The sequence below is a fragment of the Streptomyces sp. MAI_2237 genome (assembly GCF_054189285.1).
The window spans coordinates 1,101,227-1,114,289 of the sequence record NZ_JAJPGQ010000003.1 but is presented as its reverse complement, the minus strand read 5'-3'; the positions used below and the strand labels follow the sequence as shown (position 1 = coordinate 1,114,289).

General features: G+C 67.0%; 7 protein-coding genes and 1 pseudogene. 2 read left to right on the top strand and 6 right to left on the bottom strand.

The features are described 5' to 3' along the window. Window positions 1-40: 40 nt before the first annotated feature. The 3 genes from LN251_RS15430 to LN251_RS15420 are packed head-to-tail and all read right to left on the bottom strand — an operon-like array spanning window position 41 to window position 2,326. Window positions 41-859: an O-methyltransferase gene (locus LN251_RS15430; RefSeq protein WP_458244930.1), complete on the bottom strand. Its 819-nt coding sequence runs from the start codon at window positions 857-859 to the stop codon at window positions 41-43. Next, window positions 813-953: an O-methyltransferase gene (locus LN251_RS15425; RefSeq protein ID WP_458244929.1), complete on the bottom strand. Its 141-nt coding sequence runs from the start codon at window positions 951-953 to the stop codon at window positions 813-815. Before LN251_RS15425 ends, LN251_RS15430 begins: the two co-directional genes overlap by 47 nt. Then, window positions 953-2,326 carry an ATP-binding protein gene (locus LN251_RS15420; RefSeq protein WP_458244928.1) on the bottom strand — a complete coding sequence of 458 codons (1,374 nt, stop codon included), beginning with the start codon at window positions 2,324-2,326 and terminating at the stop codon, window positions 953-955. The genes LN251_RS15425 and LN251_RS15420 overlap by 1 nt, the downstream gene beginning before the upstream one ends. A gap of 179 nt (window positions 2,327-2,505) precedes the next feature. Here LN251_RS15420 and LN251_RS15415 point away from each other — a divergent pair, with 179 nt between their 5' ends. Next, on the top strand, window positions 2,506-3,810 hold the full coding sequence (locus LN251_RS15415; protein WP_458244927.1) for a DNA cytosine methyltransferase: 1,305 nt from the start codon (window positions 2,506-2,508) through the stop codon (window positions 3,808-3,810). A 94-nt stretch (window positions 3,811-3,904) separates the two neighbouring features. Beyond that, a pseudogene (locus tag LN251_RS15410) lies at window positions 3,905-4,373 on the top strand (very short patch repair endonuclease). 831 nt (window positions 4,374-5,204) lie between these two features. Here LN251_RS15410 and LN251_RS15405 read toward each other — a convergent pair. From LN251_RS15405 to LN251_RS15395, 3 genes are all read right to left on the bottom strand, one after another. Beyond that, window positions 5,205-10,034: a DNA repair ATPase gene (locus LN251_RS15405; RefSeq protein WP_458244926.1), complete on the bottom strand. Its 4,830-nt coding sequence runs from the start codon at window positions 10,032-10,034 to the stop codon at window positions 5,205-5,207. A gap of 150 nt (window positions 10,035-10,184) precedes the next feature. Beyond that, on the bottom strand, window positions 10,185-12,317 hold the full coding sequence (locus LN251_RS15400) for a flotillin family protein (protein WP_458244925.1): 2,133 nt from the start codon (window positions 12,315-12,317) through the stop codon (window positions 10,185-10,187). 42 nt (window positions 12,318-12,359) lie between these two features. Continuing rightward, window positions 12,360-12,977 carry a hypothetical protein gene (locus LN251_RS15395; protein WP_458244924.1) on the bottom strand — a complete coding sequence of 206 codons (618 nt, stop codon included), beginning with the start codon at window positions 12,975-12,977 and terminating at the stop codon, window positions 12,360-12,362. Window positions 12,978-13,063: the final 86 nt, after the last annotated feature.

Sequence of the window (13,063 nt, the reverse complement as noted above, 5' to 3'; positions counted from 1 at the left end):
GGGAAGCTATCTACATGAGGAAAAGAGGGCCTTCCGGTCCCTAGCCGTTGACGTGCTCTGCCCGCATGTATCTATAAAGGCGAAGGAAATCCTGAGCGTCTCGATCCGGAAGCCAAGGAACCTTAAGCTCATCCCCCTCACCAAGCGGCAAATGTTCCTCCAGGGTTCGCCGCTCCTTGGGGGTCAGAATAGGCACGCGAACGAGGTAGGGATCGTCGCCCGCGTAGCGCACAAAGTCCAGCTCTTTGAAACGACAATTCTCAAACCCTACGCTGCTACCCGGGCCCACGACGATGCCGCCGAAAGTCTGCATCTTCGCGCCATCCGCATAGTGTATATCGACCACCTGACGCCACTCGGCGCTGACCTGCCGATCACGGAGCCCTTTAATTATTAGATCGGTGAGTATAGTGTGCTGAGTTTGCGCAAGTCCCCAAACAGCCAATGACTCATCCGTCACATTCGCGGGAATTCGTTCTTCACCCACGAGCTCGACGAGCGTCTTTCGACGCTGATCTATTTGCGTTTCGGGACGCGCATTCAAGGTGATGAACAGAGCGCTTCCAGGCTGAAGCTTCCCGCAGAGCAGCGACACATCGTTGATTACCTCGTCGTTGAGGCGCCCCGTGTAATCGAGCCAAACGATACTCAACCTGTCCCAACTGAGATCCGGCAACACAGTACTCGACCGTCCTGGGACAATCTGAACAGTCTTGAATGGACGATTGAACATGTATCGATCAATGGAAGCCTCGTCCGCCTCTATCGAGATCATGTCACTGATGTTCAGAGCGCGATGGACGAGATGGAAGTCAACGAACTCCAGGGCACCGAATCCGACGTACTGGTAGTCCTCCAACCGGGCCCATGGCGGTTAGACGACGACACACGTCGACAATCATATGCCTCTGAACTGCTTTTGACGGGCGGAGCTGATAGTTTATTGCGGCCACTACTCGTCATCCCCTACCTGCTCGCGATAGAAGAAATCGAAGGTTCGCCGCCCGACGTCAGCAACCAGAGTGGTATTCAGGGCCTCCGCCACTGCGTCATAGCGATGCTTCTCTACCGAATATTGAATCTTTCGCATATTCGGACGAACAGTCGCCGCCTTAGGTGCCGGATAGTTGAAACGCGGCGACAGCGTGATTTCACCCAACCTTACAGGCTTCGCACGCGTAAGCGCTTGAGCAATAGGCCTGTCATCCGGAAGTTCGGAATTCTGGCGCTCCGACTTAACTCGGTTGAGCATCTGAATAACTTCAGAACCTGCTTGCTTAATCTCAGTTACGATTTTACGCCACACCCTGGAATCCTGGTCCACACCTGTTTTGGTGGTGTTCCAAGGCAGTAGCTCGTTGTAAGCCGAGTCGATGAAAACGTATCCGCGGAATCGACGGTACTGTGGGTGATAGACAGGGAGTCCGTCTCCCCAACCAGTCAAAGTGGTTCGGTCAGCCGCGATTAGAAGGCGGTTGTTGCAGAATACGTACCATCCGGCATCACGCTCCCGCGGGAACAGCTCAGCCTGATCATCATCTTCGGGGCCGCCGGCGTCGGTCACACCAGCGTAGAGCCTCACATTGACTGGCTTCTCATCGACATTCAGCGTGATCTGTTTAAAGAGTGGACGCACTGCATCGCTTTGCTGAAGCTGAGGAATGAACGGCGTAACTGCTTCCCCTTGCAGGACTATCCTCATGCCACGGTCCATCGCTTCACGATGCCGGAGGCGAAGCTGATACCTCAAATTTCCGACAGTCTGAGAGGATGCGAAGTCCTCGGCTACGGTGTCGTGCAGATTCTTTACGACGATGTGCGTGCCTCGCGGCTGATCGCCTTCAGGATTATAATCCTCGTCTACATGACTGAGGGTGAAAGTCCAATCTGGATCGATCTCCTGCGCCCACTCGTCAACATCGACTGAAAGCGTGAAGTGAGTGTTTTCTGCGCGAGAGTCGACAGTAAAAAACTTCCCCAGCTTGAAAAGGGCGCGCTTCATGCCCACGCCGAATTGGCCGACAGAACCCGGCGTTCCCTTAACGGACTGCGGACGGCCGAACCGGAAGGCGTAGTCTCGCGCTACGTCGAGCGGAATTCCGCCACAGTTGTCACTGATCTCGAAGCACTCGGCATTTATCGAAATCTTTACTTCCAGACCGTCATACAGACCGTCGCCTCTTAGGCGACGCGCGCCATCGACGCTGTTATCTACCAAATCGAGTATCGCAGGCAACAGCTCAATGTCTTTGACAAGCATCCCGATGAAGAAGCGCTTCTCAGGACTTGCCTGCACACGAGTGGACGCGTCGAACTGTTCCGTCATGCCTGCTCCCCCAGACCTCGACGTGAGCGTACGTCACATGATGACAACGCCACGCCGCCCCCACCAGTACGCCGCGAAGAAAACGCATGCTAGTAGCCCGTTCGGCTGGCGCACAAGGTGGCTTCTGTGCGATCGTCAGCCGAGGGATGACGTAGCAACTAGCGAGCGTGAGTGGGGACATGGGACTGACAAGGAGCCGACGCCGGCTGGTGGCGATCGACCTCTTCGCCGGTGTTGGGGGCCTCTCTCTGGGCTTTGAGCAGGCAGGATTCGACGTTCTAGCCGCTGTCGAGTACGACCCCGTGCATGCTGCTGCGCACCAGTTCAACTTCCCTCTGACCGAGGTGCTCTGCCGGGACGTCAGGAACATAGGGAGAGCCGAGATACTCGAAGCGGCACGCCGCGGGTGGCGCCTCCATCACAAGTCAGGGCCCGCCTGGGACGGGGTGGTCGATGTCATCGTTGGCGGCCCGTCGTGCCAAGGGTTCTCGACGATGGGACGTCGCGATCAACATGATGAACGTAACGACCTCCTCCTGGAATTTGTTCGAATCGTCGTAGAGGTACGCCCTCGATCTTTCTGTTTGGAGAACGTGCCGGGCCTACTCCAGGACAAATACTCCGAGCTTCGAGAGGCAGCATTCAGCCGTCTTCGCTCTGCCGGTTACCATATTTCCGGATTCGATCGTCCGGTAAATGCTGCGCACTTTGGAGTGCCCCAGAACCGTAAGAGAGTGGTTGTCATGGGAGCTCTAGAGGGCGAAGTATCTCCTCTCGAACCCGGCACGCACCTTGTTTCAGTCGCTGAATCGTTTTCCCTGCTACCAGATGCCACCCAAAGTGACGTTTTGACGCAGGAGGACAGCGTACCGTGCGTGAATTTGTCACCGGGAGAGTGGAATCGCAGCGACTCTCCGTATGCCAGATATATGGCAGGAGTAGCGAAGGACCCCCAGGACCTCTCGCGTCCACGAATTTGGGACCCGTCAATTCTGACGAACTCCCGCCTGTCCACACACGCGCCAGAGTCAATCAAGCGTTTCTCTTCAACGCCGCAAGGGTCAGTGGAGCCAGTTAGCCACTTCTTCCGGCTCTCGTTGGAAGGTCAAGCTCGCACCCTTCGGGCGGGAACTGGGCGCGAGCGAGGAGCATTCACCTCACCACGTCCACTGCATCCGGTCCGCGACCGTGTGATTACCGTCCGGGAGGCAGCGCGATTGCATTCGTTCCCCGACTGGTTCCGGTTTCACGTGACCAGCTGGCATGGTCATCGACAAATCGGGAATTCGGTGCCCCCATTGCTCGCTAGAGCTGCGGCACAATGCATCGCAAAGTCGCTCGGAGCCACGCCTTCGCGAGGGAAGGCTTCCGTGCATCTTGGAGATGAGGACTTGCTTCGCCTGTCCATGGCTGAAGCAGCGCTTCTCTTTGGTGCCAGGTCTGAGGAGATTCCTGCTCAGCGAACGAGAAAAGCTGCTGCGTAGGCTGCTGGCCTGAGGGTCCCCGTCGCGGGGTACTGTCGCTGTCGTGGGATCACCTGGCGACTCATGGGCTTCCAGCAGCCGTACACGCGCAAGCATGCAAGGGAACCGCAGCCGGGACACGCGGGCCTGAACTGGCACTGCGGCGGGCAGTGCACAGGCTAGGACTGCGCTACCGAGTAGCGTCGCGGCCTCTCCCCGAGGTCCGCAGGACGGCTGACCTCGTCTTTACCCGGGTACGCGTGGCCGTCTTCCTGGACGGTTGTTTCTGGCACGGCTGCCCGGTTCACCACACCATCTCTAAGAGCAACGGCGACTACTGGAGCGCGAAGGTCGCTCGGAACAAGGCCCGTGACCAAGACACAAACCGTCGTCTTCAAGAAGCTGGATGGGTCGTGCTGCGCATCTGGGAGCACGAAGATCCGCAGGCTGCCGCGCAGCAGGTGAAGGCGGCCGTGTTGGAGCGACGTAGGCGTCTAGGTAAGCCAGTCAACCGTGTGGAGCCTGCTCCAGGGGCCTCCAGCAGTTCCAAGGCGGGGGGCCAAACAGGGGGCCAAACACCGTAGCCGCGCCCGTACTGCTGCGGACTCTCGTGGACAGTCCCGGAGCCGAACGAGCAGCCCTGATGGCTTGGTTGCGACGTGACGAGGGCACCTGATCGCGTTCGGGACGAAGAGGTCGTGGGTTCAAATCCCGCCACCCCGACAGCCACGCAGTTCAGAGGGCCCTTGCCTAGTTGGTAAGGGCCCTCTGGCGTTGCTGCGTGTCGATTCAGCGGCCCGGCGTCGGCCATGACGACGGACACCACTTGTCCCGCCGGAGGGGGTGGGCCGGAGTGGCTCGACTCTGCGATGGAGCCAAGCAGCAGCAGGCCCCGCCCGTGCGCCTCGCTTGCGTCCGGGTGCCGTAGGCGCACAATTGTTCGCATACACCGATGACAGCGAACGTCATGTACGCGAAGCAGCCATTGCAGCGTGCATCCCTCTCCTCGACCGTCCCCAGGAGCGCCGTCACTGAGCGACGTTGGTCCCCTCGATACGGCAGATCCTCGGCACCAGGGAGCTGTGGCGGTACCGAGAGCGAGCCGTCGATGCTCTCGACGCGTGGGACGAGGACTCCACGGGGCTCGAAGGCCAACGCGATCCCCTCTGGTACTGCAACCCCACCCCTGTAGCGGAGCACCGCACGCGGTATCCCGGCGCCGATGCAGGTTGCAGCGAAGAACCGCCGTTCTCACTCGGTCTCACGAGCCGAACGTTGCTGATAGCCGAGCACCAACCTTTTTTGCGGGTTCAGGGCGACACGCAAGCGGGGCCCGGGCGTCGCCGGGCCCCGTGCTCATGGCGATCAGCCATGTGAGGAGAGAGATCGGGCAGGTCCACAGAAGGAGCGTGCTGTCAGGAGAGCGCGGTAGGGGGCGGTGCGGGGGTCCTGGCTTGTTCGTGGTGCTTCAGGGTCGTCCAGCGGGAGGCCTGTTCGCGGGTCAGGGTGCCCTGGAGTTCTGCCAGTTTCAGGAGGTTGGCTTCTGTGCCCGTCGTGAGGGTCTGGGCCTCGGCGCGGTAGTGGTCGGTGATGACCGCGGTGAGTTCATCGGGGTTCATCGTCGGGTGGATGCGTTGGGCGATCTTGTTGAGGTTGCGGTAGGAGCCCTGGAGTTGGAAGGGGGGTTCCGTGCGGGTGGTTGGGGACTGGGCGGCGGAAGTCATGTATGCCCCGTTCACCGTCAGGACCGTGTCGCGAGCCGTGACGAGGTGGCGTAGGACCTGGAGGATCCGGGTCAGTTCGGCCGGGGCGTAGGGGTGGGTGAGGTGGTTCGGGTGGGCCGTCGGGTCGTTGGAGGCCAGTCGGAGGAGGACGTCCAGGTCGCCGCGGGGGCGGGTCACCAGGGGGGACAGGGTGGGGTTCGACGTCAGGGCGTTCTCTATGAAGCTCAGCGCGAAGACCGCTTCCTTGCCGGTCACGACGTCTCCCAGGTTCCATACGTCGGCGCGGTTGGCCAGCATGTCGGGGACGTGGAAGCGGGTGCCGGACTCGGTGTAGGGGTTGCCGGCGAGGCAGACGGCGAAGCGTTTGCCTCGCAGGTCGTAGGTGCGGGGCTCGCCGTCCCACACTCCTTCGACGCGGCGCGTGCTGTCGCACAACGGCACGAACTTCTGCAGGAGTTCGGGGGACGTGTGCTGGATGTCGTCCACGTGGAGGAGAGTGTTGTTGCCGGATGCCAGGGCGAAGTTGATCTTTTCGACCTCCTGGCGGGCCGTTGCGTTCGGCGCCTCCGCCGGGTCGAGGGAGGTGACCCGGTGGCCGAGTGCCGGGCCGTCGACCTTCACCAGGACCAGGCCCAGGCGGTCCGCCACGTACTCCATCAGCGTCGTCTTGCCGTATCCCGGCGGGGAGACGAGCAGCAGCAGGCCTCCCGTGCCGGGCCCGGCCGTCGTGCCCAGCTGTTTGGCCAGGCTGTCGCCCAGGAGGGGGAGGTAGACCTCGTCGATGAGCCGGTTGCGGACGAAGGTCGTCATCACGCGCGGGCGGTGGTCGTCGACGCGGATGCGGGCGCGTTCCGCGGTCACCAGCGCCGTGCGCCGGCGCTGGTAGGCGCGGTGGGCCGGGACCTGCGCCGTCCTGAACTCCTCGGTGCGCGCGAGGAATTCGTCGATACGGAGGGTCAGGGTGCCTGTTGCGGTGATGCGGGGGTGGGCGCCGCGGAGGCCCTCCACCGTCGCCGTCAGCGGCGCGTCCGACTCGTAGCGCGGCAGGTCGGGGCAGAGTTCCGCCGCGATCGCCTCGGCCAGGTCGTCGGCGGCCAGGTCGGCGTAGCCGCTCGTCGTGGCGTACGCCGACAGCCACGCCTCGATCAGCTGGCGGCGGGCCGGCAGGTCGACGAGGGCGGTCAGGTCCTCGTCGTACGCCGATGTGCCCACCGTGCGGCGGAACTTGTCGAGGAACTCGCGTGCTCCGGCGCTCAGCACGAATCCCTCCGGGCCCGTCGTGAGCTCCTCGAACAGGTACCTCGCCGCCGCCGCGTCGCCGATCGCCGCCCCCAGCTCGGAGCAAAAGTCGGTGATCACCGGGGTCGGTCCGAACGTCTCCCTCGCGCGGGCGAGCGAGCGGGCGCGTCTCGTCCATGTGTCACGGGACTCGGGGGTGGTGTCGTGCGTCCAGAACAGGTGGGCCGTGGCCCGGGCGGCCGGCGGGTGGCTGAGCAGGGCCGCTGTGGCGTGCAGTCGGAGAAGGGTGGTGAGGATCGCCGTCGCGTCGTGGTCGTGGACGCCGCGTTCGTGGCCTTCGTCGTACGACTCCTCGGCCGCACGGCGGACCAGGGCGGCCAGGTCGGTCTCGGCGAGGGCGGTCGGGCCGTGTTCGGCGAGGAGGCGGGCGGCGAGGTGCTCGGCGCGGTAGACCTCAGGGGATTCCGAGGGCAGGGGGCGGTTCCAGTAGGGGCGGGTGTCGGCGAAGCCGGGGTCGGTGACCGGGGAGCGGTAGTCGGTGCCGGTGAGGGCGAAGGCCAGACCGTCGGGGCCGTGCGGGACGAGGGTGAGGTCGAGGGGTTCGGTGTTGACGGCGAACCGGTGGCGGCCCAGGCGCAGGGTGCGGCCGTCGTCGGCGTACAGGTCGGTGCGGTCGCGCAGGGTGCGGCCGGCCTCCTGGCGGGCGGCGGTCAGGCGGCCCGCGAGTTCGTCGGCGCGTGCCTGGTCGCCGAGGGCGCGCAGGTCCTCGGCGGTGCGGCGGACCTTGGTGACCATCGGGTCGGAGGCGAAGTACGCCCCGACCGCCTCGGCGTCGGCAAGGACGGTCGCGCGGCGGGCCACCGTCTCCAGCAGACGGTGGGCGGAGGCGGCCAGTTGCTCGGCGCGGCGCGCGCGTTCGTCGGCGAGGGTCTGCTTGCGGGCGGCGAACGTCTCGTGGATCTCGGTGCGTTTGCCGGCGAGTTCGGCGAGGAGGTCGTCGTGGTCGGTGAAGCGGGCTTCCAGGTTCTCCAACCGGACCAGAAGCAGTGACAGTTGGGTGTCGCAGGCCTGCGGCTCGGGGGCGGCGGCCAGGGCTCCGGTGATCGACTGGGCGAGCAGGGCGAGTTCGGCGGCGAACTCTGCGCGGCCCTCCCGGTCCCGCAGTTCGCGGCGCCGGGCGTCCAGCGCGGCGCGGGCCCGGTTGGTCCCGCCCAGCACCTCGGCCACCCGCTCGAGTACGGACGTACGGACCGTGGCGTCGGCGATGTCGAGGCCGGCCACCACCTCGGTGACCGTCCGCAGCCGCTCGGCGAGTTCGTCGAGACGGGCGGTCAGGGGTGCCGCCTCGGCGGCCGTGGCAAGCGCGTCGGCCTCGGCGACCAGGGCCTCGATGGCGTCGTGGTGACCGGCGAAGGCGTCCTCGCGGGCCAGCGCCGCCACCGCCCGCTGCCCGAACGACGCCAGGTCCGCCTCGACCTCGGCCGCGAGGGCGTCGACGCGGTCGGTGTCCGTGTACCGCTGGTCCTTGAGCGTGAGCAAGTGGCCCTGAGCTCGGCGTAGTTCGGTCAGGCCGTCGATCCAGGCGGCGGCGTCGCGCGGTGGCTCGCCGCGCAGGCGTCGTACGAGAGCGGTGGTGCGCTCGGACGCCTGCGCGAGGGCGTCGGCGGCCTGGCGGGTGAGGGTGCGGACGGTCTCGAACTCGGTCAGCACCTGCTCGGCGGCCGTGCGGAGCGCGTCCAACGGGGTGCGCAGGTCGCCGAGTTCGGGATCGCCGAGCCAGTGGTGGGTGTCGGCGGCCCGGACGCACGCGGCGGCCAGGGCCTCGTACACCTCGGTCGTGGGCGTCGTACCGGCGGCGGTCGCGGTGAGGGAGAGACAGTCGGAGATGCCCCGGACGAGGTCGGCGTTGCCGACGCGGGCGAGCGGGCCGGTGCCGGCGGGGCGGGTGGCCGCGTGGGTGTCGGAGACGAAGGGAGAGGTCCACCGCCGTACGCCGTGGACGCGGGCGGGGTCGCCGGTGTGCGGGCGCAGCACGGTCAGCGCGCCGTCCTCGAACAGCGCCCAGCCCTCGCAGGCCAGGGGGGTGGCGACCTGCTCGCGGACCATGTTGTACGGCAGCAGGAGACTGCGGCCGGTGGCGCGCGCCTGGTAGGCGAACAGGACGTCCTCGCCGTTCGGCGAGCGCACCGTCCGCTCCAGTGCGAGGCCGTCGGTGTCGACGCCGTCGAAGGTCTTGTACGCCCCCGTGGCCAGGCAGTATCCGCCCGGGAAGACGATTCCCCGGTCCTCGGGCAGCCGGTGGCAGGACCGGCCGACGGCGTCGAGGCGGACGACGGTCCTGGTGAGGGTGTTGAAGACCAGGTGGCGGTGGGTCTCCTCCTTGTAGGGCAGGACGTCCAGGAGGATCAGCGCGCCCACGCGCGCGTACGCGATCTCCGCGTCGGCGAGGGACTGCAGCGGTTCGTCGACCGGTTCGCGGTGGATGCCGTCGGCGGTCTCGGTGTCGTCGTCGGTCTTGACGGTGAGGGCGCCGCCGACGGTGGTGACGAACACCTCGCCCTCGATCGAGACATGGGGGTGGCGGCCGAGGACGTGGTCGTCGCGGGTGGTCCGCGTCCAGGTGAAGTCGTGGGCCGGCGGGAAGACGTGGTCGCGTTCGCCGCGCGCGTCGAGGAAGGAGACACGGCCGTCGGCCGCGACGCTCCAGCGCAGTACGCGGATGTCGTCGACCTGCTCGCCGGTCTGGAACACGGCGAGCAACCTGCCTTCCAGCAGGCGGAGTCGGAGGAGGCGGGCGTCGCGGTAGTAGCGGTGGAGTTCGGTGAACTCGCGGACGAAGGCGGGGTCGTCGAGGAGGCCGGGGACCGCGTCCTCAGGCAGGGGGTTCAGGTCGCGGTCGTGGAGGGTGAGGACGTCGGCGACCGTGGGCGGGCCGCCCGGGCCGGGCGCGGCGGTGGTGCCGAGGAGCAGTGCGCCGCCCACGGCGACCAGGTCCCGGGGGACCCGGTTGTGCTCGGTGCGCAGGTTTCCGGTCCCGGTGAGCTCCAGCCCGGTGGAGCTGAACTCCTCCACGCGGCGGGCGTTGAGCCGCTCCGCCCGGCGGGCGAGTTCGGCGGCCTGCGCGGTGAGGCGGTCCCGCAGCACCTCGTAGGCACCGTCACCGGCAGCGTCGTAGGCACCGTCGCCGGCGGCCTCGTAGGCACCGTCGCCGGCCGCCTCGTAGACGCCGTCACCCACAGCCTCGTACGAGCCTTCACGCACATGGTCCGGGCCGGTGGTCATGGTTGCCTCTCCACGAGCTGAGCAGATCGGTGGGTCGCGTTCGGTGGGGCGCGTTCGGTGGGTCGCGTTCCGGAGCCGCCGTCCCCTCGTGCGGCGGCTCCGGAACGGGTCAGGGGGTGACGCGGTGGGTCACCTGCGGCGCCGTCGTGGCTAGTCGCGCAGTTCCCCGCGCCCCTGCGGGGCGGTGCCGTTCACGGACGCCAGGGGCGTGTCCGCGACGCCCAGTTCGCCCGCGCGGTCGAGGAGTTGGCGCAGCGCGACCGCATCCGTGCCGCCCGTGTTCATCAGCTTCAGCAGCAGCGCCGAGACGGTGAGGTTCTGCACGTCGGCGGTGGAGACCGAGCCCAGTACGCGGCTCACGTCCTGGGTGAAGCTCGCCGTGCCGTCGAGCCAGGGCTTCGCCAGCGCCTGTGCCGTGTCCGAGTTCTGGACGAAGCCGTCGAGGCCCTTGCCCAGCGAGATCGCCGACATCAGCCGGTCGAAGAAGACGGACTCGCCGCCGACGATGTCGATGTCGGCGTTCTCCAGGCCGGTCGCCAGGACCGTGGCCTGCGCCTCGGCGACCTGCCGCTGGGTGTCGAGGCCGGCCAGACGGATCTCCTTCTCCGCCGCCAGCCGCAGCCGGTACTCCTCGTGGCCGCGGGAGGCGTCGTCCAGGGCGGCCATCGCGACCGCCTTCTGGCTCAGGCCCTCCGCCTCGGCCTTGAGCTTCTCGCCGATGCCGGTGGCCTCCGCGAGCGCCTTGGCCCGCGCGCCCTCGGCCTCGGCCCGCAGCCTTGCCTCGGCGCCCTCGGCCTCCGCGAGCGTCTTCGCCCGGGTGCCCTCGGCCTCCGCCCGCAGCCTCGCCTCCGTGGCCACTGCCTCCGCGCGGCCGGCCTTCTCGGTGACCTCGGCCTCCTTGTCGCGGACCTGTACGGCGGCCAGTCCCGCGGCGGCCTCCTCGGCCTGCACGCCCTCGGCGAGCCGCAGCTTGGCGCGGGCGTCGAGGTCGGCGGACTTCAGCCGCGCCTCGGCGAGGGTGAGCTGCTCGGCCGCCCGGTGCCTGGCCGCGGACTCGGCCGCCTCGGCGGCCTTGATGTCCTTGACCAGCTTCTCCTGCGCCTCGGCCTCGGCGGCGATGATCACCGACTGCCGCGTGCGCTCGGCCTCCTCGACGACGCGCAGCTTCTTGATCGCCTCCTCCTGCTCGGCGACCGTCCGGTCGACGGCGATCCGCTCCCGGACCACGTCCGCGACCGTCCGCCGCTCGGCCTCGACCTCCTTGTCCTTGGCGATCCCGGACAGGGCGGTCTCCCGCTCCCGCGCGATGACCTCCAGCATGCGGTCCTTCTCGATGCGCTCGTTCTCGACGGCGATGACCCGCTCGCGGTTCTTCTGCGCGACGGCGATCTCGCGGGCCTGGTTCTCGCGCTGGACGCCGAGCTGCTCCTCGGTGCGCAGGAAGGCGGTCTGGGCGCCGAGCCGTTCCTCCTCCTGCACCCGCGCGGTGACGGCCTCCTCCTTGGCGCGCAGGGTCTCCACCTCGCGCCGCTGCCTGATCTCGGCCTCCGCCTGGCGGCGCTCCAGCTCCAGGATGGTCTCCCGGGCCTCGACGTTCTGCCGGGTGATCTCCTTCTGCTCGGTGCGCTCGTACTCGTTGGTGCGCACGTGCTCGACCGTGGTCAGCTCGGTGATCTTCCGGATGCCCTGGGCGTCGAGGATGTTCGCCGCGTCCAGCTGGGTCATCGGGGTCTGCTCGAGGAAGTCGATGGCCGCGTCGTCGAGGTGGTAGCCGTTGAGGTCGGTGCCGATGACCTGGATGATCCGGTCCCGGAACTCCTCGCGCTTGGTGTAGAGGTCGACGAAGTCCAGCTGCTTGCCGACCGTCTTGAGGGCCTCGGAGAACTTGGCGGCGAAGAAGTCCTGGATGGCCGCCGGGTCGCTGGCGGTGTGCGTGCCGATGGCCTGGGCGACCTTGATGACGTCCTCGACGGTCTTGTTGACCCGGACGAAGAAGCTGATGTGGATGTCGGCGCGGATGTTGTCCCGGCAGATCAGGCCCTCGCGGCCGGTGCGGCGGATCTCGATGGTCTTCACCGAGATGTCCATGTACTCGGCCTTGTGCAGCACCGGCAGGACGACGGCCCCGGTGAAGGTGACGTCGACCTTCTTCGTCTTGGAGATGATAAGCGCCCGGCCCTGCTCCACCTTGCGGAACAGCCGGCCGACCACCAGCAGCAGGGTGAGCGCGATGAGCAGCACGACGGCGACGAGCACGCCGATGCCCACGGTGATGGCGTTCATGACATGAGTCCTCGAAGGATGAAGTGGGTGGGTGAGCCGAGGTCAGGCGGAAGGGGGACGGCTTGGGTCGAGCGCGCTGTCGTAGGGCGCGACCCAGAAGAACTCGCCGGTCTCGTCGTACGCGTACAGCAGTCCGGTGCTGCCGCTGCGCAGGGCGTCGTCGCCCGACTGGCGCACCTGGACCAGGGCGCTGGAGCCGTCGGCCGGCCGGACCTCGGCCTGTCCGAAGCCGCCGTCCACCCGGCCGGTGCGGATCGTGCAGGTCAGGCCGACGAAGTCGTGCCGGGAGGGGCCGGGGGCGTCGGGCAGGAGGTGGCGCAGGGGGCGGACGAGCAGCCGGGTCGTCCGCCAGGCGACCAGCAGCGCGACCGCCAGGACCGCGAGCCGGAACGCGGCCCGGGCGAGCCCGAACGGCACCAGCGGGTCCAGCAGCACCGTCGTACTGAGGCTGACGAACCAGGCGACCACGGTGAGCAGGGAGAACGCGACCGTCACCGGTACTCCGCCCATCCCCCACGCCTCGAAGTGCTGGTGCCCGTGGAAGCCGTGCTGGTCGGCCGCGCCGACGGCGGTCAGCAGCCAGAAGACGACGACCACGACGAGTGCCGAGCTGAACAGGATGGTGGGAAACCCCGCGGCGGCCGCGAGAAACGCCCCCATGGTCCCCGACCCCCGTTTCCTCGTCTCCCTGGGTTCCGATGCCGGAAACCGGCATCGGGACCGTCCGTGGTGCTCCCCGCGGCCCA